The following is a 23,648-nucleotide window of genomic DNA, read 5'->3' as shown; positions in this document are numbered from 1 at the left end:
AGTAATTTAACTCTAAATTTAGCTTGCTATGACGTGTTGTCGCAGTAAATAATTTAAACAGAAATAGCTGAAAATTTAATGGCTTTACCTAATCATTTAACCTTTTTTTCTACCTTGTGGTCAAAACTACCGCAGCAAAAAATAGCGCAAGCGGTGAGTTTGTTACTACTAATATATATCGCTTTTATTGCTGCAAAAATCACTTGGTTGATGGTGCCGCAGCAACATGCAGTCAACTCTGTTGTTAGTAAGGTTATTTATAAAAAACAGTCTGAGAGTCAATACAACTTGTCAGCTTTACAATCACTTAATTTGTTTGGCCAATACAATAAAGAAGCGGATGAAATAAAAGAAGTTGTTGAGCAAGTGCAGAACGCTCCACAGACTCGATTGAAGTTAACTTTATCTGCCGCTGTTGCAAGTAATAATGCTGAAACCGCTGCTGCGATTATTGAACATAAAGGTAAACAAGAAACTTACGGCATTGGTGATATTATCATTGGCACCCGTGCAAGCCTTGAAAAGGTGCTAATTGATAGAGTTATTATCAAGCAATCAGGCCGTTTAGAAACCTTAATGTTAGATGGGGCTGATTATAATCAACCGGCAAAAGCGGTTACGACTAAAAGTCGTAGTCAACAACAGGCTAAAGCGAGTGCTAAAGATAAGGAAAAAACAGCAACTGCGAATGCTCAACAAGTTGGTGTTATTGATCAGCGCTCAAATAAAGATCTAAGTAAAGCCGCGTTACAATTACGAAAAGATTTGAATGATGATCCTGGAAAAATAACTGACTATTTACGCATATCGCCATCACGTAAAGGTGGGCAAATTGTTGGTTACCGTTTATCGCCAGGCAAAAACCCTGAGTTTTTTAAATCATCAGGCTTGAAAGCGGGTGATATTGCTGTACAAATGAATGGCTATGATTTGTTGTTACCATTAGAAGCAGCACAAGCCATGTCGGCGTTGAAAACAGAACAAGATATTTCATTATTAGTTGATCGTAATAATGATTTAGTAGAAATATTATTTAGCATTAACTAGTAGTCATATTAAATACTTATAAAACGATAAAGTCGTTAAAAAATTAAATAAAGCAATAAGGAATTCTTCATGGGCACCAACTTAAACGTTTCAGTGGCTAAGCCGTTTAACCACATGTTTAAGCAACTCAAGCAATTTTGTAAGACACTTACTGTAGCTATTGTTTTCAGTGGCATTTTTGCAGTAGGTCAGTCTAGTGCTGCACAGTTTTCTCCAAATTTTAAGAACACTGAAATATCTGAGTTTATCAATATTGTTGGTAAAAACCTGAAGAAAACCATGATAGTTGACACTAATGTACGAGGTAAAATTAATGCCCGTAGTTATGACTTATTATCAGAAGAACAATATTATCAATTCTTTTTAAATGTCCTACAAGTCAATGGCTTTTCTGCAGTAAAAATGGACAACAATGTCATTAAAATAGTACGAGACAAAGATGCTAAAACTTCTTCTATTCCTGTAGTTGGCGACGAAAGTAACCTACTTGGTGATGAAATGGTTACCCGCATTGTGGAAGTAAAAAATGTCACTGTTCGTGAATTAGTACCGTTACTACGACAATTATCAGATCAAGCTGGCGGTGGTAACGTAACGAACTATGACCCTGCGAACGTGATAATGTTAACGGGCACAGCTGCAACAGTTAACCGACTAGTTAAAATTATTGAACGTGTTGATAGAGCAGGTGATCAAGATGTTGAAATTATTAAATTAAGTTATGCTTCGGCGGGTGAAATTGTCCGTATTATTGAAGCAATGAACAAACCCAGTGGTGGTAAAGCGGGTCAGCCAACCTTCCTTATTCCTAAAATCGTTGCGGATGAACGCTCAAATAGCGTGATTGTCAGTGGTGAAGTACAAGCAAGAGAGCGTGTTAGTCGACTAGTTAAGCGTTTAGACAGCGAATTAGAGACGAGTGGTAATACCCGTATTTATTATTTGAAATACGCAAAAGCAGAAGATTTAGTTAACGTATTGCAAGGGGTAAGTAAAACCATCTCTTCAGAAGAAAAGTCAGCGAAAGCGAAAACGACAAATCGCGCAAAAACAGAAACTAGCATAGAAGCTCATGAATCAACAAACACTCTTGTCATTACTGGTCAACCGGATATGCTGCGCTCACTTGAATCGGTTATTCGTCAGTTAGATGTGCCACGTGCTCAAGTACATATCGAAGCGATTATTGTTGAAGTGTATGAAACCGATGGGGTCAGCTTAGGTGTGCAATGGTACACAGAATCAGGTGGCTTCACCCAGTTTACTAATAGCTCTGCTAGTATTTCTGCAGTTGCTGCAGGTGCAGTTGCAGCAGAAGGTGAAGAGGGCACAAAAGTCACGACTATCGATTCAAATGGTAACCCTGTTGTGACCGAAAATCCTGCTACAGATGGTGATTACACTTTATTAGCGCAAGTGTTAGGGAGTGTTAGTGGTGGTATGTTCGGCATTATGCAGAATGACTGGGGGGCTATAGTCAATGCGGTAAGTACGGATACCAACTCTAATATTCTTGCTACGCCAAGTATTACAACCTTAGATAACGAAGAAGCGTATTTCTTAGTGGGTCAAGAAGTCCCAGTTATTACTGGCTCATCGACTGGAAGTAACAATTCAAATCCATTTCAAACCGTTGATCGCCAAGAAGTGGGTATTAAATTATTAGTAACACCACAAATAAATGAAGGGAATGGCGTTCAATTAACCATAGAGCAAGAAGTGTCTTCAGTAAGTGGTGCTACCGGGGTTGATATTTCAATTAATAAGCGTGAAATTAAAACCACTGTGATGGTGGAAGATGGCGCAACAGTCATTTTAGGTGGATTGATTGATGATGACGTTCAAGAGAGTGTACAGAAAGTGCCTCTACTCGGTGACATTCCAATTTTAGGGCACTTATTTAAGTCAACCTCAAGTAGTACACGAAAACGTAATCTGATGGTGTTTTTAAAGCCGACTATTATCACTGATGCTGAAGTCATGAATACCATGGCAAAAGAGAAATATAATTATATTCGTGCTGATGAATTACGTAAAAAAGATGAAGGTTTATCACTAATGAGCGATGAAGTGTTGCCTATCTTACCAGAGTGGCAAGATGATTTATCATTACCGCCTTCATTTGATGAATACCAAGAGTCGATTCAAAAAGAAAAACAAAGTAAATCACAACAGTTATTGCTCGATGAGAACAACTAATGACAGAGTTAGAGCATGAACAAATAACAGCAGATGAAAAAAAGAATGTCTCAGAGTTTGAGCCTGCACTAGAGGTTGACGAACAGGAGGCGACGAATACCGCTTGGCGTTTACCGTTTTCTTTTGCTAAACGTTACAGCGTATTAGTTACCGAACAAGAGAGCGGCTTTGTACTACATTGTGTTAACGAGCTTAGTATGGATACTATGGTGGAAGTGCGTCGAATTATTAAAGCGCCCTTTAGCTTAGACGTTCAAGATGCAGCAGCATTTGAGTTAATGCTGACAGAAGCTTATCAGCGAGACTCATCAGAAGCACAGCAAATGATGGAAGATATAGGTAATGAAGTTGACTTATACTCGCTTGCGGATGAAATGGTTGAAAGTGAAGACTTACTCGAAAATGAAGATGATGCACCTATCATCAAATTAATTAATGCCATGCTCAGTGAAGCCATTAAAGAAAGTGCCAGTGATATTCATATTGAAACGTTTGAGAGCGCATTACAAATACGATTTCGGGTTGATGGTGTTTTACGAGAGGTTCTTAAACCCAACCGTAAACTAGCCTCATTACTGGTTTCACGTATCAAGGTTATGGCGAAATTAGATATTGCCGAAAAACGTATACCACAGGATGGACGTATTTCATTACGTATTGGCGGCCGTGCGGTTGATGTTCGTGTATCAACCATGCCGACAGGGCATGGTGAGCGAGTTGTGTTACGTTTATTAGATAAAAACTCCGCCCGATTAGATCTAGAAGATCTCGGCATGACAGACAAAAATCGTCAAATGTTTAGCCAGCTAATCGATAAACCGCACGGTATTATCTTAGTTACTGGACCAACAGGCTCAGGTAAAAGTACCACTTTGTATGCAGGCTTAACGCAAATCGATGCAAAAGAGCGCAATATTTTAACGGTAGAAGACCCCATTGAATATGCAATCGAAGGTATTGGACAAACGCAAGTAAACACTAAAGTTGATATGACTTTTGCCCGTGGTTTACGTGCTATATTACGTCAAGATCCTGATGTGGTGATGGTGGGTGAAATTCGTGATTTAGAAACGGCACAAATTGGTGTGCAAGCAAGTTTAACTGGTCATTTAGTCTTATCCACGCTACATACTAATACTGCTGCCGGTGCGATTACCCGTATGGAAGATATGGGTGTTGAGCCCTTTTTATTATCGTCAAGTTTATTAGGTGTACTGGCTCAACGTTTAGTACGCACCTTATGTCCACATTGTCGTGAAAGTCATTTACCTGATGAAGAAGAGCGCGCCTTAATGGCTTTACCAAATGACAATACACGTGTTATTTACCGCGCCGTTGGTTGTAGCGAGTGTAATTTTAAAGGCTATAAAGGTCGAACAGGTATTCATGAGCTGTTAGTGGTTGACGATAAAGTTAGAGAAATTATTCACAATGGTCATGGCGAGCAGGTGATAGAAAAATACATTCGCCAAACAACCGCTTCAATTCGTCAGGATGGTTTTGATAAAGTCATGACAGGGCAAACAACCCTCGAAGAAGTCTTACGAGTAACGCGAGAAGACTAATGGCAGCATTTGATTATCAAGCCGTTGACAGTAAAGGCAAAACCAAAAAAGGCGTTATTGAAGGTGATACGCCCAGACAAGTGCGTGGCTTATTACGCGATCAAGGTCTAATGCCTATTGAAGTGGTGGCAACACTGTCAAATAATAAGACTTTATCAGGTAAGTCAAAAGCCAAAGGGGGTTCTCAAGGGAGTAAAGGAAAAGTTTCTGCCAGCGAACTCGCCTTACTTACTCGCCAGTTAGCGACGTTAGTAGAATCAGGTTTACCGCTTGAAGAATCTTTAATGGCGGTCGCAGAACAAGGTGAAAAAGACCGTATTAAAAGCATGATCATGGGGGTTCGAACGAAAGTAACGGAAGGTTATGGTCTCGCTGAAAGTATGGCGGAATACCCGAAAGTTTTTAATCGTTTATATCGTGCTATGGTTGCGGCAGGTGAGAAATCTGGCCATTTAGATAAAGTGTTAAACCGCTTGGCTGATTATACTGAGCAACGTGAACAAATGCGCTCTCAAATTATTCAGGCTATGGTATACCCGATTATTATGACCATAGTCGCGGTTGGCGTTATTGCAATATTGCTGACGAAAGTTGTTCCGCAGATAGTCGGTCAGTTTGAACATATGGGCGAAAATTTACCGAATACCACGCAGTTTTTAATTGCGAGTAGTGAATTTTTACAAGCTTATGGCTTAGTGTTGGTGCTTGTTTTAGCAGGCATTATATTGGCTTTTTCACAGTTAATGAAAAAACCAAAATTTCAGTTAGCATACCATCAGCGGGTGATTGCATTACCGGGTATAGGAAAAGTAGCTAAAGGCATAAGCACAGCACGCTTTGCCCGTACATTAAGTATTTTAACGGCCAGCGCCGTACCTTTGCTTGAAAGTATGAAAATCTCAGGTGAAGTTTTAGATAACCTTTATATTAAACAGCAAATTAAAGCTGCAGCTGATAAAGTAAGGGAAGGCGCTAGCCTACGTATGTCACTTGAGCAAACAAAACTGTTTCCTCCGATGATGATACATATGATAGCTAGCGGTGAAAAAAGTGGTCAACTTGAGCATATGCTTGGCCGCTCAGCAGATAACCAAGATCGCGAGTTTGAAGCACTTGTTAATGTTTCATTAAAAGCCTTTGAACCGACTTTAATGGTTGTTATGGCCTGTATTGTACTCTTTATAGTAGTAGCAATTTTAGAGCCTATTTTACAATTAAATACCTTAGTGAGTGGTTAAACAATTTAAATCACAATAGCTAGTTAATTTTGGCACAAGCAATTAAGTAAATAGAGAATTAGGAATAAAGAAATGAATACAAAAAAAGCTCAAGGCTTTACCTTATTAGAAGTTATGGTTGTTATAGTTATCTTAGGTATTTTAGCCAGCATGGTTGTCCCTAACTTAATGGGAAGCCAAGAACGAGCTAATATGCAAAAAGCGGTGTCAGATATAACTGCGTTAGAAAACTCGTTAAATATGTATAAGCTAGATAATTACGACTACCCAACCACTGAACAAGGTTTAGAAGCGTTAGTGGAAGAAACTGATGTAGAGCCTTTACCGCGTCGTTTTCAAGAAGGTGGCTATGTTAACCGTTTACCTAAAGATCCTTGGGGTGGTGATTACCTCATATTGAATCCCGGTGAGCACGGCAAAATGGATGTATTCTCTGCAGGGCCAGATGGTGAAGTAGGTACTGATGATGATATTGGCAATTGGAATTTAGGTGACTTCCAATAGTCTTTTACAAAAACTCTAATGTGGTGTTGTGAATTTTTCGTTTTATAGTCTAAACGTTATATTAAATGCCTTCTTCCAGCTCACTTTAGGTTGATAGTAAGCGTAAATTCGCCATGCCAGATATCGATATATTACCCTCTCAAGCCATCACAAAAACTAAAGGTTTCACTTTAATTGAAGTGATGGTGGTTATTGCATTAATTGGCATTATAGCCACCATGGTTCAATTCAATTTAAGTGGTAAACGACCAGAAGATGCCCTAAAAGAAGTTAGTTTTCGCTTTACAGGTATTTTTGAAAGCGCTGTTGATTATGGCTTACTCAACAATGTTGAACTAGGTCTATACGTAAAAGATAACAGCTATCAATTTCTTGGTTTTGATGGTGAAAAATGGGTTGAGATCTCAGAGCATGAATGGCTAGTTATACAAAATATGCCAGAAGGCATTGAGCTTACCTTAGCATTGGATGATCTTCCTATTGAAGAGCCTATGCTTTTTGACTCCTCCGCCTTTACAGAGCAATCTAATGAATATTTGTCTTTTGATGACATTGAAGCTGAAAAAGAAAAGCAACTGATTCCACAGGTTTATATTTTATCTAGCGGGGATATAACTCCCTTTAGTTTAACCTTTCATTTCTCTGATGAAGCCTCTCTTTATGAAGATTTATACGACTTAGCTTATCGTGTTACAGGTTTATACACTATTCCACTCAGTATTGAAGGGCCGGTGTTAACGGATGATTAGGCTAAGTGTTTTACGCGGTTTTACATTGATTGAGGTTATGCTAGCTATGGCAGTATTTGCTATCGCTGGATTAGCTTTGCTCACTGCAGCGAGTAATAACGCGCAAAACATGGGCTACTTAGAAGATAAAATGTTTGCTGACTGGGTTGCTTCAAATCAATTGGTGGAGGCAAATTTAACAAAAAAATGGCCACCAAAAAATAATGATAAAGGTGATGTTGAACTGGCGGGACGTCAGTGGTTTTGGCATCAGAAAGTGATTGAAACCACCGACAAAGATATGCGAGCTATCGTTATAGAAGTACGGTTAAATGAAGATGAAAAACTGCCACTAACTAGCTTAACCACCTATGTTTCTAAGGTTGAGCAATAATGAACTGTTATTGTAAACGTGTCCATTGTAACCTAACGAATAGAGGGTTTACTTTATTAGAGTTACTGATAGCTATCGCTATTTTTTCTATTATTAGTTTAACAAGCTTTTCTATCTTTGATTCGGTAATTAGAGGTGATGAAACCTCAAAAACCCGCAGTCATCGCCAAAATGAATTACAACGCGCCTTTTTAATTATTGAGCGTGACTTTATTCAAATTGCACGCCGTAGTGCACGATTAAATGGTGAGGAACCGTATGAGTACTTTATTAGAGCTGATAGTAATGTTGCCGACGGTGAACAAGCATTAGGCTTTGTTAAGTTGGGGTGGACAAACCCAGGTTTGTTGATCCCAAGAAGTGACGTTCAAGCAGTAGCCTATCAAGTCAGTGAAGAAACATTACAACGATTACATTTTAATTTTGTTGATGCTGTAGGTGGTGAAGAGCCAAAAGTGAGGCCACTTATTTCTGATGTAACAGCTCTTACTTTTGAGTATTTTGATGGCAAAAAATGGCAGGATAAATGGGTTAAAAAAGACTTACCACTTGCCATCGCTATTGAAATTGAAACCAGCGATTATGGACTTATTCGTCGTCAGTTTTTAGTGCCGGGTGTTGATAGCTCCACTAATGAAAATGATTCAGGAATAAGTGGATGACGAAGACTCTCGGCTATAAAAAACAGCAAGGTGTCGCCTTGATTACCGTGATGCTCATTGTTGCTTTGTGTGTAATTATTGCAAGTCAAATGACCAGTAGATTACAAATGCAAATGCAGCGAAGTGCCAATATCAACTTTAACCAACAAGCATTTTGGTATGCGATGGGTGCAGAAGCTTTCACAAAAAGAGTATTAATTACGGCGTTTAAAACCGATGAAAACGTCACCCATTTAGGACAAATTTGGGCGCAGGGTGAAACAACCTACCCTGTAGATTTGGGTTCAATTACCGGTGAAATTACTGATTTACAAAGCTGTTTAAATCTTAATGCGTTACGTGCACCGTTAGGTAGGAGAAATTCAGATGATACTTCATCAGCAACTAATTCAGATGATGATGAAAACGAAGCGGATAACAATGAAGATAATAACGCTAGTGGCACGAGTAATATCAATACCACTAATAAAAAGGTTCCAGCAAGAGAAGCGTTAGAGCTTTTGATTATGAACTTAAATATTGAAGGGATTTCACAATTTGAAGCGGAGTATATGGCTGATGCTTTAACGGATTGGCTTGATAAAGATGATAGTATTAGCAGCGCAGGTGGCGCTGAAGATAGTGATTATGCTTCGCGTGAGTTTCCTTATTTAGCTGCCAATAATTACCTTGTCAGCGTTAATGAACTGCGTATCGTTGAGCACTTTACACCAGCAATTATTAATGCTTTAGCTCCGTATGTTTGTGTACTTCCTGATACGGATATGCATAGAATAAATATTAATACTATTAGTGCTGAGCAGCCGGAATTGTTAAAGGCACTTTTGGATTCAACCCTCGAAGAAGCTCAAGATATTTTAGATGCTCGGGGTGAAAAAGGTTTTGAATCAATTCAAGAGTTTTATAACCTTCCTGAAGTGACAAAGTTACAAAATAGTAACGATAAAAAAGATCAGTTTGTAGTTGATAGCGAATACTTTAAACTAAAAGCTAGCGCAAATTTTAATAACAGCTATTTTGCTTTTAACTCGGTAATGAAAATAACAAATAATAAATATATTGATGTGATCAGTCGCACCATAGGACGCAATTAATGGCCGAAACTTTATATATACGCCTAGGTAGTAAAGAAGATGATGAGATAACTTGGCTAATCTTTAGTACTGCTGAGCAAGAAATCATTGCCAGCGGCGTTCTCACTAGTGCTCAACAATTAACAGCGCTGACTGAAAAAGCTGCTCAACGTTTGGTAAAGGTTTTTGTACCTGGCTGTGATGTTATTTTAAAGCAATTAACCGTGCCAACAAAATCACAGCGAGCGATGCGGTCAGCCGTACCATTTATGCTAGAAGATGAGTTAGCACAAGATGTTGAAGAGCTGTTTTTTGCGTATGCGGATCTTGCTGAAAATAAAGAAGGAAATAACTGTTTTGTTGCTCTTGTTGCCCATACACAAATGCAGCAGTGGTTAACTTGGCTAAGTGATGTCGATATCAAAGCTAAAACCTTGCAAGTTGATGTTTTAGCGATGCCATTAATGGCTAATAAGTGGAGTGCAATTGCTAATCCAAGAACTGGCCATACGCAAGTTATCGTCAGGCAAGGGCAATGGCAAGGCTTTGTGGTTGATGCAGATGCTTGGCAGTTTGCTGCAGAGAATATTTATGCTTTGCAAGAGGGTGAGCAGGATTCCGATGATGGACAATTGGTAGAGCAGCCTACATTTGCTAGTTTCTCCGAATTACCTTACAGCGAAAATCTTTCAGTAGAACGCATTGATGATGAATTGCCGTTGGCTTTGTTGGCTCAACATGCTCATGAAAGTAAATTCAACCTATTACAAGATCAATACAAGGTTAAAGAACAACATTCAAAAGAATTGACTAATTGGCTGTGGGCGGCGGGTATCGCAGCCTGTGCAATATTATTAAATTTTGGTTATAAAAGCGCGCAATTATGGCAATTAACAGCGCAACAAGAGCGTGTTGAAGAACAAATTATTGCTCGATATAAAGAAGCTTTTCCTGCGTCTAAAAGGGTACGTATTGGTACAATAAAGTCTCAATTAAATAGAAAGATAATTCAATTGGGGGGTACAGGCGATAGCGAAGGTTTTTTGGCAATGCTCTCTAAAGTGCAACCGGCCTTTGCTAAAGTACCGGCATTAAAACCAGAATCTTTAAAGTTTGACGGTAAACGTCAAGAATTACGTTTACAAGCAGTTGCCGATGATTATCAGCATTTTGAGCAGTTTAAAAATGCTCTCAATGCTGCTAAGTTTCAAGTAAAACAAGGTGCGCAAAATAATCAAGGTGAGAAAATAACTGGCTCATATAGTATTAGTTATGCGCAAAGTAGTAAGGAGCGCTCATAATGAATGCAGCATCAATTAAGCAATGGTGGCAGCAACTTAACTTACGTGAGCAGCGTTTAGTGTTAGCCATGGCTTCAGCAGTAATAGTGTTGCTAGTTTATACGTTTCTTTGGCAACCACTTAACCAAAACCTAGTAAATACTGAAAAGAAGCTAGCAAGTAGACAAGAGCTATTATTGTGGGTAGATGAAAATACTGCGCGCTATCAAAGCATAAAACCTAATACCGCTACTAAAAGATCATCAGGCAGTTTATCCAGTATTATTAATCGCACTGCAAACCAATATCAGTTAACGATTACTCGCATGCAGCCTCAAGGAGGCCACTTACAGGTTTGGCTTGATACTGCACCTTTTACTGAATTGTTATTTTGGTTAGAGCATTTAGCTAATAAAGAAGGCTTACAAGTACAAGCGATAGATTTAGCTAAAGGTGATAAATTGGGCGAGGTGCGTGTACGCAGATTACAATTAACCAAGCAATAATACTATCGAGTAGATAACAGTAAATGTCTATCACTATTGTGGCAGTGGTTAATTTAATTTGTTGGTTAACGCTAAGCGCGATCGCAATCGACGAGTGAAAATAACTCTAAACGAAACAAACTAAAGCAGAGAAATCAATGAAGAAGAAGTTTGCTACAGCGGCAATTTTTTTATTAACTTACGTAGCTTTTTTAATCGCAACGCTACCGAGTACAGTTGTATTAAAACAAATTACATTACCTAAATATGTCGCTTTATCTGGCGTTACAGGGACAGTGTGGCAAACACGTATTGATCAGCTTATTGTGGGTAAAATGGCTTTATCAAAAGTAGAGGCTAATTTAAGCTTTTGGTCGTTATTTAGCTTAACACCTAAATTAACTATTAACTTTGGCGACCCATTATTAGCAGGCGCAGAAGGTAAATTGTCACTCGTTGCTGCTACTGATAAGCTTGTGATTAGCGAGGCGTCTATACTTGTTAAAGCCAATGAAGTTGCTCAGCAACTTACCTTACCTTTACCGTTATCTGCTCAAGGAAATATTGATATTAAAGTGGCAGAGGCGAGTATTAGCCTGGAAAATAATAAATGTCTAGTCGCGCAAGGTAAAGTGAACTGGTTAAAGGCAGGCGTTATTGCGCTTGAGCAAAATATAAAATTGGGTGAGTTTAATGCTGATATTCAGTGTGAAAATGGTACCCTAGCGCTATTACTTTCTCCAGAAAATGATCTTGGTTTAACTTTTAGTGCTTATGTTCGCCAAGGTGGGGCAATATCTGGGACTGGATACTTAACACCTGGGGCTAAATTTCCGAGTACATTGAACGCCACATTGCCCTTTTTAGGAAAGAAAGATAATCAAGGTCGTTATCGTTTATCATTTTGATTAAGTGTGAGCGAATTATAGAGTAAATAATAGAGCCAATATCAGTGTCTATTTATTTTACAAAGCATAAAGTTCAACTCATCCGTTCGCTTTTAGTTTGTTGAATTTATTGGGTTTTATTTATGTGGCTCGATTCTTGTATTATATAATGCAATATAAAACTGTTTTACTGTCATTGACTGGTCTTGACAGGTAGAGGAATAGAAATGAAAACTAAATTTTTAAGCACTGCTGTAGCATGTTTACTATTAACTGTTAGTTGTTTAACTAATTTTGCTCATGCGGGATTAATTTATGATGAATCAATTGATGGTGAATTATCTGCTTATGCAGAGGCGCCAACAGCATTAAGCTTTACACTGGGTGCCAATACTATCACTGGTACTATTGGTGGTGATGGTGCTGGGCAAGGTGGTTTAGGTTGGGATGTTTTTTCTTTTGAGCTTGGCAATAACCAAAGCTTAGCCTCTGTTATTGTTAATTCATATGGTCCAGCAGGTAATACTACAGGGTTTAACTTATTTGAATTACCATCGGGTGATACAGTGGATTCAATTAGTTTTGGCATTGCTGATATTGGTAATAATATTATTACGCCTATTGCAGCTACTGAGGACACTCAGCAGTTTAGAGTTGAGCTAAGAGAGTTTCAAGACAGCCAAGATTACCAATTAACCTTTAATGTTGTGCTAATTGGCGAATCTATTGAAGTACCAGAGCCATCAACTTTGGCTATGTTTGCATTAGCTATGATGGGATTAGTTTCTCGCCAAGTTAAAAGCAAAGCTAGTAAGTAAAGTTATAAAATAATAGTAAGGTGTCAGTTTTATTTACTGATAACCGCACGAACCTAAAAGCATCATTCGTAACGTTTGATGCTTTTTTGTTTTTTATGACTTAAAAAAGATGATGGCTTAGCCGATAGGGTTAGCTAAAATATCTTTAGTTAAATATCGATAATCGGAAATAGAAGTGAAGTCATTGATGATGTTAGCAGGTTTTTGACTATCTGGATTTTCCACGGCCAATATATGTTTTATACCGTACTTTTTAGCGGATGTTAAAACAGGCAGGCTATCATCAACAAATAAGGTGCTATTTAATTTAAATCCTTGTTTGGCTTGTAGCTTTTGCCAAAGTAATTGTGACTCTTTTACAGCACCAAATTCGTGTGTGGAATAAAGTACATCAAAGTATTTATCAAGTTGAGTTCGTTCAATTTTCAATGACAGCGCATCAGGGTGGGCATTCGTCACTAAAATCACTTCGCGACCACTTTGTTTTAGCGTTGTTAAAAATTCATCAGCATCTTCACGCAACTGGATCAAATGCTGTACTTCTCGTTTGATTTGCGGGATGGGCATTTGGGTAAACTCAGACCAGTAATCTAAACAATACCATTCTATGGTGCCGCTGAGTTCATGGTAGTGTCCAATAAGCTTATTTTTAGCTTCTTCTACGCTTATTTTGTGCTGCTGTGCGTATCGAACAGGAAAATGCTCCAGCCAAAAATGACTGTCATAGTGTAAATCTAAAATTGTACCGTCCATGTCGAGCAAAACAGTAGAAATTTCTGACCAATTGAGCATTTAGAGGTTCCATCGTAGCTATTTATCGTGTCATTATAACGCTATGTAGAATGAATTACTCAAGCTTATGTCAGGGAAAAACCAATTACCTCAAATTAATGCACAAAAACAAGTTGCCAATAGTCGCTTATTCACCATTGAACAACTTGATTTAACCTTTAGCAATGGTGAGCAGCGTCAATATGAGCGTATGCTTGGCACGAGTCGTGGCGCGGTCATGATAGTACCTATGCTTGATGAAAAAACACTCTTATTGGTTCGAGAGTATTGTGCAGGCACGCATAGTTATGAACTTGGTTTTCCTAAAGGATTAATTGACCCAGGTGAAACGCCAGAACAAGCGGCTAACAGAGAGCTAAAGGAAGAAATATCTTACGGGAGTGAGCAATTACAACACCTTTCACAAGTGATGATGGCGCCGGCCTTTTTTAACGCTAAGATGGATATTTTTATTGCAAGTAATTTATATTCAGCATCATTGGTCGGTGATGAGCCAGAGCCCTTAGAAGTTGTTGCTTGGCCACTTGCAGATTATCAGCAGTTATTGAACAAAAGTGATTTTAAAGAAGCGCGCAGTATTGCTGCTTTAATGTTAGTTGTAGATTACTTTAGATCGTAAGGAATATTATGAATGACGAAAAGTTATTAACTATAGCTTTAGAAAGTGCCAAAAAAGCGGGTGTTGAGGTAATGAAATATTATCGAGACAAAAGTTTTACTGCTGAACTGAAAGAAGATGAAAGTCCTGTAACGAGTGCCGACATTGCTGCTAATGATGTGTTAATGGATTGCTTGCAAACACTGACCCCCGATATCCCTATTATTTCTGAGGAGGTAGGGGCTTTACCGCTTGCTAAACGCCAAGGCTGGTCAAAATATTGGTTGCTTGATCCAATTGATGGTACAGGAGAGTTTATCATTGGTAGTGGTGATTTTGCGGTAAATATTGCTTTAGTGGAAAATGGCTGGCCAAGTATTGGCGTTATTCATGCTCCCGACCATCATTTAACTTACTATGCGCAAAATCAGCTGGGTGCTTTTAAGGAGTGCTCACTCAGTCATAATAATTCCAGTCATCAAATTTACGTTGCTGACTATGATCAACAGCGCCCCATTAAAGTCGCGATCAGTAAACGTCAGCGTATAGAATTAATGGGTCAGTATCTAAATAACAATTTTGATTTTGACCATGTTGCCTTAGGAAGTTGTTCTTTAAAAAATTGTTTAATTGCTGAAGGTGGTGCAGATTGTTATCTGCGTGTTGGTGTTACAGGAGAGTGGGATACTGGAGCAAGCCAATGTATTTTAGAGCAAGCAGGTGGCACGATTATCGACAGCGAATTTAACCCGTTAAGCTATAATAAACGGGAGAGTTTACTTAATCCTGATTTTGTTAGCTTAGGCAATCAAAATATTCCTTGGCAGCAAGTGATTAAACCTCATAAAAAAATATATAGTGATTAATTATTGGTAGTAGAGTTTTAACTTTTATTGAAAGTTACTTTGAGTGATAGCGCATTCTGCAGTTTTCATTGATCAGATAATACTGGAGGAGATATGAATAGATTTCATGGACATTCACATGTTTATTTACAAGGCCGGATTATCATGGCAAAACTTGAAGGATCATATAATGAAGAGGGCGCTAAACAGTATATTGAAAAAGTACGAAAGTTAATTGAATCTCTAGAAGGGAAAGCTTTTGCTGTGTTAGTTGATAACCTTGATTTAGAGGGCGGCACACCTGAAGCATATCGCGTTTTGGAAAGTTATAATGAATGGTTACTGCAACAAAATTTAATTGCCAAGGCCATAGTGACTCACTCAGATGTAGCTAAAGGCTTGATTGATAAACTGTCGCCATCTATTTCAAAACAAGAAAGTAAATATTTTCAAACGCTTGATGATGCAATAGTTTGGTTAAAGTCTCGTGGAGCCTGACTAATTTCTTGCTAGTTAATTCACCTATTTGAGGCGGTTATGTGCTGTTTGAGTGTGGCACCAATAATCTGCTTAAAATCACGAATTAAATGTGATTGATCTGTATATCCTAGCCAGCTGGCTATATCTAATGTACTTGCCTGTTGGTTCTCAAGTAGCTCAAGTGCTTGTTGCAGACGATATTTTCTAATTAACCATTTCGGACTTAATCCTATATAGTGCTGAAAGGCGCGTTGAATAGTGCGAATTGATTGCTGAGAAATGTCAGATAATTGCTCTACTTTACTTAAATCAATATTACTTTTGATTAAGGCGACTAATTTTCTCACTCTGATTAGCTCAGGTGAAGGCGTTAACATCAATGGCGTTAGGTAGCGTTGTAATAGCCTAATTACTTCTTTGTCACTATTTAGCTTCGAAAGTTTGGCAAATAAAAGCTTAATATCAAAATCAATTAATTGTTGTATATCTAGCTCTCTATCTACATAGCTTGATAAGGGATCTGGTAAGTATTTCTCTATGGCACCAAGGGCAAACTTTACCCCGATAATGCTGCCAACCCCAGACATTTTATAGGTATATACTTTACTAACAGGGCCTATTAATTTAATAGTTTGGTTAGTGATGATTAAGTGAAAGTTTGGATCCGGTAAGTTTTGTTGGTTATGGTGTTTTTTGTCATCAAGTTCCCAATTAACTAGCCAAAATTGCTCAATGAGTCCTTCTAAAGCCTTATTGGGGAAATAACGTCGTAATTGATACTGCATTGCACTATGACGCTCATGGAGAACTCCTGTTAGCTTGCTATTGTTAGTTTTCAATATAATACTCAATGCAGTGACGTGTTTTTACAATACGCAGTTTACTGCCCATGATAGGCTAGCATCAAGTTTTCAATGATATTTAACAACATGAGCTCGTTATGAAATTACAGGGAATATTTAACATTACTGATTGGCAAGAGTCAGTCGAAACTTTATTTGATGAAAAAAGTAAATTAACAAACGCAAAAGTGTGCCAAGAATACCGTGGTGACATTATCGGTAGCAGTAAAGTGCACTATCAAATAAATTATCAAGCTAATGGTGATGTGTCGTTTGTTGGTTATGAATTTATTGAAGGCAGTATTGATAATGAGCCGTGTAAACTTACCTTAAAACATGATGGTAAGTTTGAAAAAGGCCTTGCGAAAAGTCACTTTTGCATAATTGATAGTCCAAGTCATGAAGCACTTAGACAAAAAATGGGCTACTTCGAATCAACCGAAGGTGGGCAAGCAAAGTATATCATTGATTAAATACAACTAACATCACCCAAGATTAAGGTCAGTCTTGATTCTCATAACTTTGCTGAATGAATTGCTCTTTAGGTAAAATATTAACGCTTTCATGGAGTTCAGAATAAACGAGTACTACGCTACCTTGCTCAAGCTGTTGTTTTACCTGTGCTATTTTTTCAGCTTTACTAGCATCAATGGCGCCGTAATCAGTACCTTCTCTTAAAATAAATTCTTCGATAATGGTGTTTAATGTTTCGCTGTTAAGTTGTTCTATAGGAATGATCATTGGTTATTTTTATTAGTTAAAAAAGTGGCTAAAAAATCAGGTACACGCCTTTCTAACCAAAATTTTGGTTTAAAAGGGTTTTTACCATAAATGAAACCAACATGGCCGCCATGCTTGGACACTTCAAAAGTCACATGCTCGGGAAGCGCTTCTTTTGGCAATGTTCGTTGATGATTTAAAAAGGGATCATCAGCCGAGTGCACAAACAAACAAGGCTGCTTTATCTTCTGTATGACTTGCTTACCACTTGCTTGTTGGTAGTAATGTTTAGCGCTTTTAAAACCGTTAAGTGGCGCAGTCACTTGTTCATCAAAATCTATTATAGTTTTAATCTCGCTTAATTGTGCAGGCTTGATATGGTTAATTAATTGTTTTGCTATTTTTTCTAGCGTGCTGTCTTTGAGCATTTGTAATAAGTACTTTTGATAAATACGAGAAAAACCTTGATTGATACGTGCGCTACAACTGGCTAAATCTAATGGCGCACAAATCACAGCCGCAGCTTTATAGGGGTTATTTGGCGCTTGTGCTAGATATTGCGTTAACACATTGCCGCCAAGTGAAAAACCTAACACAGAAAACACGCACTCTTGATATCTTGCAATAAGATGCTCTGTTAAATAGCTAATATCACGTGTATCGCCGGAATGATATGAGCTAGCTTGTCTATTCGGTTTACCGCTGCAGCCTCTAAAATGCATGAGTACAGCTATCCAACCGCGTTCCTTAATGGCGGTAAGCATGCCTTTCACGTAGTGACTATTAATAGAGCCTTCAAGGCCGTGTAACATCACTACAATCGGTTTAGTGTTGTTCTCTTTAGGTTGCTCGCTCCAAGCTAAATCAATAAAATCACCATCAGGCAATTCTAAGGTTTCATTATTGGTTATTAACTGTTGCTCACGGCGAAAAAATTTAGCAGCTAAGGTTTGAAAATGAGCATTGGTTAGCCACCAAGCAGGTTTAAATTTACTAACGGAATACATGTAAAACAGTAGAATTTAGATCATAAAAGCTAAATTGTATGATAAAGAGCGCGCATACGCTAGCGCTGAAGATAGTCAAATTACTTCGTTAATTAATAAACCTTTGCGAGCATCTTCATCTTTTTTACTAATAATCGCAGCTTGTAATACGACTTCAGTTTCTTGCTGTTTTGCGGTGGTGCTCGCAAAATCAGTATCTTCAATGCGAGAACGTGAAGCACTCACATTGACCACACTGGTTTCATAGGTATTCACTTGGCTAGTAAGGGCATTTGATTCGGCGCCTAGTGCGGCTGCAGCTTCATTTATTTGAGAAAATGCATTTTCAAGCACAGCTTGTGTGGCGGCAGGATCACTGGCATCAATATTCGTAAGAAAGTCATCTTGTCCGAGTACTTCTTTGGCAAGGGTATTTACTTGCTCTGTAAGCTGATCTAATTCACCTTGTATAGCATTACTATCGTTTAATGGATTGGCTGATTGGATAGATAAAACGCTTGCGCGTTGCAAATTGTCACTAATAGCGGATAAACCACCGGAGACTTCACTATTACTATTTATCTGATCTTGGCTATTAAGACTTAATTGTTGGTTTTGATTAATGTTAGCAGTTAAGCGGCTAGAAATTTGTAAGCCAGCAGCATCGTCGGCGGCGCTATTAACTTTTTTGGCAGCAGCAAGCTTTTCTTCTTGCTCATCACGTTTTTGAGCACGTTGCTCAATAAAATTCAGTGTTGAAGATGTTTGATTGACTGACAGAGCCATAACCTATACCTCTATTTCACGACTTAGAATTAACCAGCCAACAGACTCTTCTTATTGGCATTGAAAGTTAATCTATAAAAAAGTATAGCAAAGGCATCTGTCGTTTGCTTAAAAACTAGCGTTATTATTTGTCTTCTTGAATGTGCTTGACGAAATAATAAATATAGTAAGCACAAATAGCTAAAACGATTGCTAATCCTCCAAAAGAAAACATGACAACAGGATCGTTAGCTAGCATTGATAAAAGGTTCATTTTTAACTCCTTATTACTTAATACAAAGTTATTATAAGGAGTTAGGGGCAGGCTTTGTGTGATGTAGATCAATAGAAATTTTTATTTTCAGCCATTTTTGCTTTTAATTTTATTTGTTCAATGATCTTTTTGTAAATTGAATTGGCTTTTTCATAGCCATTTTCTTTGGCGGCTGTAGAAAGTTGGCGTTCATCAAGTATTCGGCTTGCTTCAGCATTAGGATATCCATTCCATGACGCGATAGTATTCCATACGTATGACATCTCAACACTCTTTTCAATGCCTTTACCTTCGCTATAAAGCAGTGCTAAGTTATATTGCGCTAAAGCATAATTTTGATCTGCAGCGGTTTGATACCAGCGAGCAGCTTTATAATAATCTTGTTTGATTCCCGTCCCGTTGGCAAACATTACCGCTAAATTAAATTGTGCACTTGCTAGGCCTTTCTTAGCAGCTTTATAGGTTAACTCATAAGCCTTGTTAAGGTCTTGTTTAACAAGCTTGCCTTCAGTGTAAATTAACGCCAATTCGAATTGGGCGTCAGAGTAGTTTTGTGCGGCTGCTAGCTCAAACAACTCTAGCGCTTTCATGCCGTTTTTAGGAACGCCATAGCCATTTTGATAAACAATGGCCATTTGATACTGAGCAGGTGCATAACCTTCGGCAACTAAAGGTCTAAATTGTTCAATAGCAGCGTTAAATTCGCCTCTATTTAATTCATAAATACCTTGCTCTAAGTCTGCAGCTTGACTTAACAATGAAAAATTACTTAATAATAAAAAAACTAATAGGGTTATTTTTGTAGGCATAATATTTCTCATTTAGTTTCGATTAACATCCTTTATAGTGTAGCTTAAATTTTTAAAATCTTTTTTTATGTTATGTGTGAAGCGATTTAACTTGAAGACATAATTTCTTCTATTTGCTCTTCTAGTTCTAGCCATAACATCTCACTTTCAGCTAAATTTTCTTTTAAGCTAGCTTGTTGTTTTAATAGCTTTGTTAACTCAACTTTTCTATCACTTTGATAAATGTCGCTGTCACTTAGCAATGCTTCAATTTCGCTTAATTCAGTTGACCATTGCGTAATGCTTTTGTCTAACTTATCCACTTGTTTACGTAGCGGTGCTGCTTTTTTTCTAAGTTCTGCTTGTTGCTGGCGCAACTGCTTTTTATCTAAGCCTTTATCAGTGCTAGTAGCTGTTTTATTGCCACTTATAGATTGCTTTTTATCATCATTTAGCCACTGCTGGTAATCATCAATATCGCCGCTAAAGTCACTTACTTTACCATTAGCAACTAAGTAAAACTCATCAACACATGATTCAAGTAAAAACCTATCATGCGCAATGAGAATTATCGCGCCATTAAAGTCTTGTAGCGCGAGTACTAAAGCTTGACGCATTTCTAAATCTAAATGGTTTGTTGGCTCATCAAGTAGTAGGAGTTGAGGCTTTTCTAACACAATAAGCGCTAACACTAAACGTGCCTTTTCACCACCAGACATAGTATCAACTTGAGCTAGCGCTTGATCGCCGCTAAAACCGAATCGACCTAAAAAGCTGCGTGCTTGTGGTTCACCAATGCTAGGTTGGGCGCGAATAATATGTTCAACGGGGCTTGAACCAAAGTGTAATTGCTCAAGTTGATGTTGGGAAAAGTAACCTACCTTCAGCTCTTGTGCACAGTACCGTTCACCATTAAGTAGTGTTATATCACCCGCTAATGATTTAATTAAGGTTGATTTACCTGCACCATTTCGGCCAAGTAAACCAATTCGGCTACCAGGGACTAGGGTTAAATTAACCTGTTCAAGAATGATGGTGTCAGCACCATAACCACATTGACTGTCAGTTAAAGAAAGTAATGGATAGGGTAAGCTGTCAGGTTCTTCAAAACTGAAAGTAAATTGGCTATCAACATGCGCTGGTGCAAGATCGGGTAATTTTTCTAAACGTTTTAAGCGACTTTGTGCTTGTTTTGCTTTACTCGCTTTTGCACGAAATCTATCAACAAAGGCGGTTAAATGTGCCGCTTCTTTTTGTTGTTTTTGGTACTGTACTTCTTGCTGCGCTAAATGCTCTGCTCTTTGTCGTTCAAAGGCAGTGTAGTTGCCACTGTATAATTTGGCGCGCTGGTGTTCAATATGCAATATTTGCCCAACAATGGTATCGAGAAAGTCTCTGTCATGTGAAATTAATACCAAGGTACCGGTAAAACGCTTTAACCAACGTTGTAACCAAATCACCGCATCTAGATCTAAATGGTTGGTGGGCTCATCGAGTAATAATAAATCCGCACGGCTTATCAGCGCTTGTGCAAGGTTTAAACGCATACGCCAGCCACCAGAGAAGTCTTTGACAGCATTGTTGAGCTGAGACTGTAGAAAACCTAAACCATGCAGTAATTCACCGGCACGAGCCGCCAAGCTATAGCCATGAATGGCATCTATTTTGTTAATGATAATGGCTTCTTGGTTACCATCTTCCTTGAGTCTGGCTTGTTCAAGTTGTTGTTCAAGTTGACGAAATTCTTTATCTCCATCCATAACATAGTCTAATGCAGATTGTGTTAATGATGGTGTTTCTTGCTTAACTGTTGCTATTGCCCAGCTACTTGGCATGTTTAAATCACCCGCATCAGGACTTAAGTCGCCTAATAAAGCAGCGAACAATGATGATTTCCCGCAACCATTACTGCCCACTAACCCTACTTTATGGTTAGGATGAATGGTAAAGCTTGATGCTTTAATAAGGTTTTTGGCGCCTCTATCTAAGCTTAAATCGGTTGCAGTGATCAAAAAAATTATCCTAAAAGTGGTGTTTGAAAAATTAACGCCGTATTGTCGCTTTTCCTATGGGCGGAGTTCAAGGTAAAATACCACAAATAGATTATTTTTCTTGATTGAGACAACAACAGTGAAACAGAACGTGAAAAAAAGGTTTATTGCCGGCGCTATATGTCCGCAATGTAAATCACAAGATACTATGGCGTTAACGAAAGAAGATGGCGTAGAAAAAGTAACGTGTGTTAGCTGTGGCGAGCAAATGACACAAAGTGAGCCTCAAGTTGAAGAAGTTGTTAGACAACATGAGCAAGTGATTGGCGTATTTAAGCAATAGCTGTTAGTCGTTTACTGGTAAGTGTTACTTAATAATGTGGTGGCGGTGGCTCTACTTCTTCCTTAGTTGAAGATAGCGCGCCGGCATCTTTTAAACGACTAGCTACAAGTTGAATTTGTTCTTTTAGCTCAGCAATTTGTGCTTGGTGTACGGCTAGCTCTTCACTAAGTTGTTCAATAACATCATCTTGAAAAAGATTACGCGACTCCAGCGCATTAATACGCTCCTCGAAGATATTGATAGATTTTACGTCTTTGTTATTGTCGGTCATTTAATTTTTGTTACTCGGTAGTTGCCATAATTCAGCATAACCAGAAGAGCTTTCAGTTATCAGGGTGTTATTATCGCTAAATGCGAGGCTATATACAACAGCACCCGTGGGTCTTTTAACTTCTTTTGGAGTAACATGCCAATTGGCAATACGTTTACCTGTGGCAATATCCCATACACTCACTTTGCTACTAGCAGCCCCGGTCACTAAAATTTTACCGTCTGGTGAAAAGCGTGCTGTACTGAATACTTCGTGTCGTTTCGTGCCTTTCAATGTGGTGATAAGCTTGCCTGTTTTTAAGTCCCAAATGTGCGCTGATTTCATACTATCAGCTGAAAAGGCATAACGACCTAAATGATCTAATGCTACTTTTGACACTCGGCTAGTATGATTAAATTGATAGATAACTTGCCCAGAAACTGTGTCCCAAACGTAGGCAATAAAATCATTACCGCCAGACATGGCAACTCTGCCATTGGGCATCATATCAACACTATTAATCTTTTCTTGATGACCCAAAAATTCTAGCCTACGACCTGTGTCTACAGCTACATGAACGACAGTGCCGTTACCTTTGCCGATCAGTAAATAATCGCCATTATTGCTAACAGCAATGTCTCGAATGTTTGATTCACGAACTTTCCAATAGCCTTCTGACTGACCAGTTTGCATATTCCATAACGCAAAATTTTCACGGCTAGCGGTTAATGCATGGCTATTGTTGTTGCTAATATCGATAGCTAACACCAAGTTGTCACTACTGTTTTGCTTTTGAGCCCATTGGAAAGTTAAGGCGTTCTTTTCCAGATCCCAAACACTAATACCATGATGAATAGACGAAATTACACTCCATTTACCATCATGAGAAATATCGCCAGCATAACTTCCCTCAACAGCATGTTGAAAACGCTTGATGGGTTTTTCTGACGCTGGACTACAAGCCGTGATAAATAAAGCAGCCACAAGTAGTGTTACTGTTAACTTTAAGGCGCGTAAGTGGCTTTTTTTCGAGTTTGTATTATTCAGCAACATATTTATACTTTTTATCTTGGCATTTCTGGTTAGTTCTAGTT

General features: G+C 38.4%; 28 protein-coding genes. 18 read left to right on the top strand and 10 right to left on the bottom strand.

Translation table 11 applies throughout. The annotated features are described in order from the left end of the window. Positions 1-78 precede the first annotated feature (78 nt). The 13 genes from gspC to AC27GZ_RS03390 all read left to right on the top strand — a co-directional run bounded on the left by gspC (position 79) and on the right by AC27GZ_RS03390 (position 12,880). Complete coding sequence (gene gspC, locus AC27GZ_RS03450; RefSeq protein WP_487093475.1) at positions 79-1,047, top strand: type II secretion system protein GspC; 969 nt, start codon at positions 79-81, stop codon at positions 1,045-1,047. A 114-nt stretch (positions 1,048-1,161) separates the two neighbouring features. Continuing rightward, complete coding sequence (gspD, locus tag AC27GZ_RS03445; RefSeq protein WP_487093828.1) at positions 1,162-3,246, top strand: type II secretion system secretin GspD; 2,085 nt, start codon at positions 1,162-1,164, stop codon at positions 3,244-3,246. Beyond that, positions 3,246-4,811, top strand: a complete 1,566-nt coding sequence (gene gspE, locus AC27GZ_RS03440) for a type II secretion system ATPase GspE (protein ID WP_487093474.1) — start codon at positions 3,246-3,248, stop codon at positions 4,809-4,811. Before gspD ends, gspE begins: the two co-directional genes overlap by 1 nt. Further along, on the top strand, positions 4,811-6,049 hold the full coding sequence (gene gspF, locus AC27GZ_RS03435) for a type II secretion system inner membrane protein GspF (RefSeq protein ID WP_487093473.1): 1,239 nt from the start codon (positions 4,811-4,813) through the stop codon (positions 6,047-6,049). Before gspE ends, gspF begins: the two co-directional genes overlap by 1 nt. A gap of 72 nt (positions 6,050-6,121) precedes the next feature. After that, positions 6,122-6,553 (top strand): type II secretion system major pseudopilin GspG, encoded by a 432-nt coding sequence (gene gspG, locus AC27GZ_RS03430; protein WP_487093472.1) that lies wholly within the window; start codon positions 6,122-6,124, stop codon positions 6,551-6,553. A 113-nt stretch (positions 6,554-6,666) separates the two neighbouring features. Beyond that, positions 6,667-7,302 (top strand): type II secretion system minor pseudopilin GspH, encoded by a 636-nt coding sequence (gspH, locus tag AC27GZ_RS03425; protein WP_487093471.1) that lies wholly within the window; start codon positions 6,667-6,669, stop codon positions 7,300-7,302. Continuing rightward, the gene (gspI, locus tag AC27GZ_RS03420) at positions 7,295-7,675 is read left to right on the top strand and encodes a type II secretion system minor pseudopilin GspI (RefSeq protein WP_487093470.1); all 381 of its coding nucleotides are present in this window, start codon (positions 7,295-7,297) and stop codon (positions 7,673-7,675) included. Before gspH ends, gspI begins: the two co-directional genes overlap by 8 nt. After that, a complete protein-coding gene (gspJ, locus tag AC27GZ_RS03415) occupies positions 7,675-8,337 on the top strand; it encodes a type II secretion system minor pseudopilin GspJ (RefSeq protein WP_487093469.1) in 663 nt (220 codons plus the stop codon). The genes gspI and gspJ overlap by 1 nt, the downstream gene beginning before the upstream one ends. Further along, positions 8,334-9,431, top strand: a complete 1,098-nt coding sequence (gspK, locus tag AC27GZ_RS03410) for a type II secretion system minor pseudopilin GspK (protein ID WP_487093468.1) — start codon at positions 8,334-8,336, stop codon at positions 9,429-9,431. The genes gspJ and gspK overlap by 4 nt, the downstream gene beginning before the upstream one ends. Continuing rightward, on the top strand, positions 9,431-10,711 hold the full coding sequence (gene gspL / locus AC27GZ_RS03405) for a type II secretion system protein GspL (RefSeq protein WP_487093467.1): 1,281 nt from the start codon (positions 9,431-9,433) through the stop codon (positions 10,709-10,711). Before gspK ends, gspL begins: the two co-directional genes overlap by 1 nt. Beyond that, positions 10,711-11,196, top strand: a complete 486-nt coding sequence (gene gspM / locus AC27GZ_RS03400; RefSeq protein ID WP_487093466.1) for a type II secretion system protein GspM — start codon at positions 10,711-10,713, stop codon at positions 11,194-11,196. The genes gspL and gspM overlap by 1 nt, the downstream gene beginning before the upstream one ends. A 137-nt stretch (positions 11,197-11,333) precedes the next feature. Further along, positions 11,334-12,083, top strand: coding sequence for a type II secretion system protein N (locus AC27GZ_RS03395; RefSeq protein WP_487093465.1), 750 nt, complete (start codon positions 11,334-11,336; stop codon positions 12,081-12,083). Positions 12,084-12,289: 206 nt separating this feature from the next. After that, positions 12,290-12,880, top strand: a complete 591-nt coding sequence (locus AC27GZ_RS03390; protein WP_487093464.1) for a PEP-CTERM sorting domain-containing protein — start codon at positions 12,290-12,292, stop codon at positions 12,878-12,880. A 117-nt stretch (positions 12,881-12,997) separates the two neighbouring features. Here the strand turns inward: AC27GZ_RS03390 and yrfG are convergent, their stop codons facing one another. Beyond that, positions 12,998-13,672 carry a GMP/IMP nucleotidase gene (yrfG, locus tag AC27GZ_RS03385; RefSeq protein ID WP_487093463.1) on the bottom strand — a complete coding sequence of 225 codons (675 nt, stop codon included), beginning with the start codon at positions 13,670-13,672 and terminating at the stop codon, positions 12,998-13,000. A 67-nt stretch (positions 13,673-13,739) separates the two neighbouring features. Between yrfG and nudE the strand changes: the two genes are divergently transcribed. From nudE to AC27GZ_RS03370, 3 genes are all read left to right on the top strand, one after another. After that, on the top strand, positions 13,740-14,291 hold the full coding sequence (gene nudE / locus AC27GZ_RS03380) for an ADP compounds hydrolase NudE (RefSeq protein ID WP_487093462.1): 552 nt from the start codon (positions 13,740-13,742) through the stop codon (positions 14,289-14,291). Positions 14,292-14,299: 8 nt separating this feature from the next. Beyond that, positions 14,300-15,136: a 3'(2'),5'-bisphosphate nucleotidase CysQ gene (cysQ, locus tag AC27GZ_RS03375; protein WP_487093461.1), complete on the top strand. Its 837-nt coding sequence runs from the start codon at positions 14,300-14,302 to the stop codon at positions 15,134-15,136. 93 nt (positions 15,137-15,229) lie between these two features. Further along, positions 15,230-15,613 carry an STAS/SEC14 domain-containing protein gene (locus tag AC27GZ_RS03370; RefSeq protein ID WP_487093460.1) on the top strand — a complete coding sequence of 128 codons (384 nt, stop codon included), beginning with the start codon at positions 15,230-15,232 and terminating at the stop codon, positions 15,611-15,613. Positions 15,614-15,633: 20 nt separating this feature from the next. Here AC27GZ_RS03370 and AC27GZ_RS03365 read toward each other — a convergent pair whose 3' ends face one another. After that, complete coding sequence (locus tag AC27GZ_RS03365; protein ID WP_487093459.1) at positions 15,634-16,434, bottom strand: DUF6597 domain-containing transcriptional factor; 801 nt, start codon at positions 16,432-16,434, stop codon at positions 15,634-15,636. A gap of 101 nt (positions 16,435-16,535) precedes the next feature. Here AC27GZ_RS03365 and AC27GZ_RS03360 point away from each other — a divergent pair, with 101 nt between their 5' ends. Beyond that, positions 16,536-16,910: a DUF3224 domain-containing protein gene (locus AC27GZ_RS03360; protein ID WP_487093458.1), complete on the top strand. Its 375-nt coding sequence runs from the start codon at positions 16,536-16,538 to the stop codon at positions 16,908-16,910. Between the two features lie 28 nt (positions 16,911-16,938). Here the strand turns inward: AC27GZ_RS03360 and AC27GZ_RS03355 are convergent, their stop codons facing one another. From AC27GZ_RS03355 to AC27GZ_RS03330, 6 genes are all read right to left on the bottom strand, one after another. Then, the gene (locus AC27GZ_RS03355; protein WP_487093457.1) at positions 16,939-17,178 is read right to left on the bottom strand and encodes a YheU family protein; all 240 of its coding nucleotides are present in this window, start codon (positions 17,176-17,178) and stop codon (positions 16,939-16,941) included. Next, positions 17,175-18,164, bottom strand: a complete 990-nt coding sequence (locus AC27GZ_RS03350; protein ID WP_487093456.1) for a hydrolase — start codon at positions 18,162-18,164, stop codon at positions 17,175-17,177. Before AC27GZ_RS03350 ends, AC27GZ_RS03355 begins: the two co-directional genes overlap by 4 nt. 75 nt (positions 18,165-18,239) lie before the next feature. Continuing rightward, complete coding sequence (locus tag AC27GZ_RS03345) at positions 18,240-18,929, bottom strand: flagellin (RefSeq protein WP_487093455.1); 690 nt, start codon at positions 18,927-18,929, stop codon at positions 18,240-18,242. 124 nt (positions 18,930-19,053) lie between these two features. Further along, positions 19,054-19,182 carry a hypothetical protein gene (locus tag AC27GZ_RS03340; protein ID WP_487093454.1) on the bottom strand — a complete coding sequence of 43 codons (129 nt, stop codon included), beginning with the start codon at positions 19,180-19,182 and terminating at the stop codon, positions 19,054-19,056. 68 nt (positions 19,183-19,250) lie between these two features. Further along, entirely contained in the window at positions 19,251-19,991 is a 741-nt protein-coding gene (locus tag AC27GZ_RS03335; RefSeq protein ID WP_487093453.1) for a tetratricopeptide repeat protein, read from the bottom strand. 86 nt (positions 19,992-20,077) lie between these two features. Then, positions 20,078-21,982, bottom strand: a complete 1,905-nt coding sequence (locus tag AC27GZ_RS03330) for an ATP-binding cassette domain-containing protein (protein WP_487093452.1) — start codon at positions 21,980-21,982, stop codon at positions 20,078-20,080. A 118-nt stretch (positions 21,983-22,100) separates the two neighbouring features. On the opposite strand from AC27GZ_RS03330, the gene AC27GZ_RS03325 reads away from it, so the two are divergent. Continuing rightward, complete coding sequence (locus tag AC27GZ_RS03325; protein WP_487093451.1) at positions 22,101-22,304, top strand: YheV family putative zinc ribbon protein; 204 nt, start codon at positions 22,101-22,103, stop codon at positions 22,302-22,304. Positions 22,305-22,332: 28 nt separating this feature from the next. Here the strand turns inward: AC27GZ_RS03325 and AC27GZ_RS03320 are convergent, their stop codons facing one another. Together AC27GZ_RS03320 and AC27GZ_RS03315 are read right to left on the bottom strand one after the other, a co-directional pair. Then, complete coding sequence (locus AC27GZ_RS03320; RefSeq protein ID WP_487093450.1) at positions 22,333-22,575, bottom strand: SlyX family protein; 243 nt, start codon at positions 22,573-22,575, stop codon at positions 22,333-22,335. Continuing rightward, entirely contained in the window at positions 22,576-23,607 is a 1,032-nt protein-coding gene (locus AC27GZ_RS03315) for a WD40 repeat domain-containing protein (protein ID WP_487093449.1), read from the bottom strand. It abuts the gene before it with no gap. Positions 23,608-23,648 lie beyond the last annotated feature (41 nt).

The sequence above is a fragment of the Colwellia sp. SU-HH00943 genome (assembly GCF_057546125.1).
The sequence above is the reverse complement of the archived record's forward strand: the minus strand, read 5'-3'. Positions and strand labels throughout refer to the sequence as shown.

Bases quoted from the DNA above. Each gene is read 5' to 3' on its own strand.
- cysQ (WP_487093461.1), top strand. From the start codon at position 14,300: ATGAATGACGAAAAGTTATTAACTATAGCTTTAGAAAGTGCCAAAAAA.
- gspJ (WP_487093469.1), top strand. From the start codon at position 7,675: ATGAACTGTTATTGTAAACGTGTCCATTGTAACCTAACGAATAGAGGG.
- AC27GZ_RS03350 (WP_487093456.1), bottom strand. From the start codon at position 18,164: ATGTATTCCGTTAGTAAATTTAAACCTGCTTGGTGGCTAACCAATGCT.
- AC27GZ_RS03390 (WP_487093464.1), top strand. From the start codon at position 12,290: ATGAAAACTAAATTTTTAAGCACTGCTGTAGCATGTTTACTATTAACT.
- gspD (WP_487093828.1), top strand. From the start codon at position 1,162: ATGTTTAAGCAACTCAAGCAATTTTGTAAGACACTTACTGTAGCTATT.
- AC27GZ_RS03335 (WP_487093453.1), bottom strand. From the start codon at position 19,991: ATGCCTACAAAAATAACCCTATTAGTTTTTTTATTATTAAGTAATTTT.
- gspL (WP_487093467.1), top strand. From the start codon at position 9,431: ATGGCCGAAACTTTATATATACGCCTAGGTAGTAAAGAAGATGATGAG.
- gspM (WP_487093466.1), top strand. From the start codon at position 10,711: ATGAATGCAGCATCAATTAAGCAATGGTGGCAGCAACTTAACTTACGT.
- AC27GZ_RS03315 (WP_487093449.1), bottom strand. From the start codon at position 23,607: ATGTTGCTGAATAATACAAACTCGAAAAAAAGCCACTTACGCGCCTTA.
- AC27GZ_RS03370 (WP_487093460.1), top strand. From the start codon at position 15,230: ATGAATAGATTTCATGGACATTCACATGTTTATTTACAAGGCCGGATT.
- gspC (WP_487093475.1), top strand. From the start codon at position 79: ATGGCTTTACCTAATCATTTAACCTTTTTTTCTACCTTGTGGTCAAAA.
- AC27GZ_RS03345 (WP_487093455.1), bottom strand. From the start codon at position 18,929: ATGGCTCTGTCAGTCAATCAAACATCTTCAACACTGAATTTTATTGAG.
- gspG (WP_487093472.1), top strand. From the start codon at position 6,122: ATGAATACAAAAAAAGCTCAAGGCTTTACCTTATTAGAAGTTATGGTT.
- nudE (WP_487093462.1), top strand. From the start codon at position 13,740: ATGTCAGGGAAAAACCAATTACCTCAAATTAATGCACAAAAACAAGTT.
- gspI (WP_487093470.1), top strand. From the start codon at position 7,295: ATGATTAGGCTAAGTGTTTTACGCGGTTTTACATTGATTGAGGTTATG.
- yrfG (WP_487093463.1), bottom strand. From the start codon at position 13,672: ATGCTCAATTGGTCAGAAATTTCTACTGTTTTGCTCGACATGGACGGT.
- gspE (WP_487093474.1), top strand. From the start codon at position 3,246: ATGACAGAGTTAGAGCATGAACAAATAACAGCAGATGAAAAAAAGAAT.
- AC27GZ_RS03340 (WP_487093454.1), bottom strand. From the start codon at position 19,182: ATGAACCTTTTATCAATGCTAGCTAACGATCCTGTTGTCATGTTTTCT.
- AC27GZ_RS03320 (WP_487093450.1), bottom strand. From the start codon at position 22,575: ATGACCGACAATAACAAAGACGTAAAATCTATCAATATCTTCGAGGAG.
- gspH (WP_487093471.1), top strand. From the start codon at position 6,667: ATGCCAGATATCGATATATTACCCTCTCAAGCCATCACAAAAACTAAA.
- AC27GZ_RS03395 (WP_487093465.1), top strand. From the start codon at position 11,334: ATGAAGAAGAAGTTTGCTACAGCGGCAATTTTTTTATTAACTTACGTA.
- AC27GZ_RS03355 (WP_487093457.1), bottom strand. From the start codon at position 17,178: ATGATCATTCCTATAGAACAACTTAACAGCGAAACATTAAACACCATT.
- gspF (WP_487093473.1), top strand. From the start codon at position 4,811: ATGGCAGCATTTGATTATCAAGCCGTTGACAGTAAAGGCAAAACCAAA.
- gspK (WP_487093468.1), top strand. From the start codon at position 8,334: ATGACGAAGACTCTCGGCTATAAAAAACAGCAAGGTGTCGCCTTGATT.
- AC27GZ_RS03360 (WP_487093458.1), top strand. From the start codon at position 16,536: ATGAAATTACAGGGAATATTTAACATTACTGATTGGCAAGAGTCAGTC.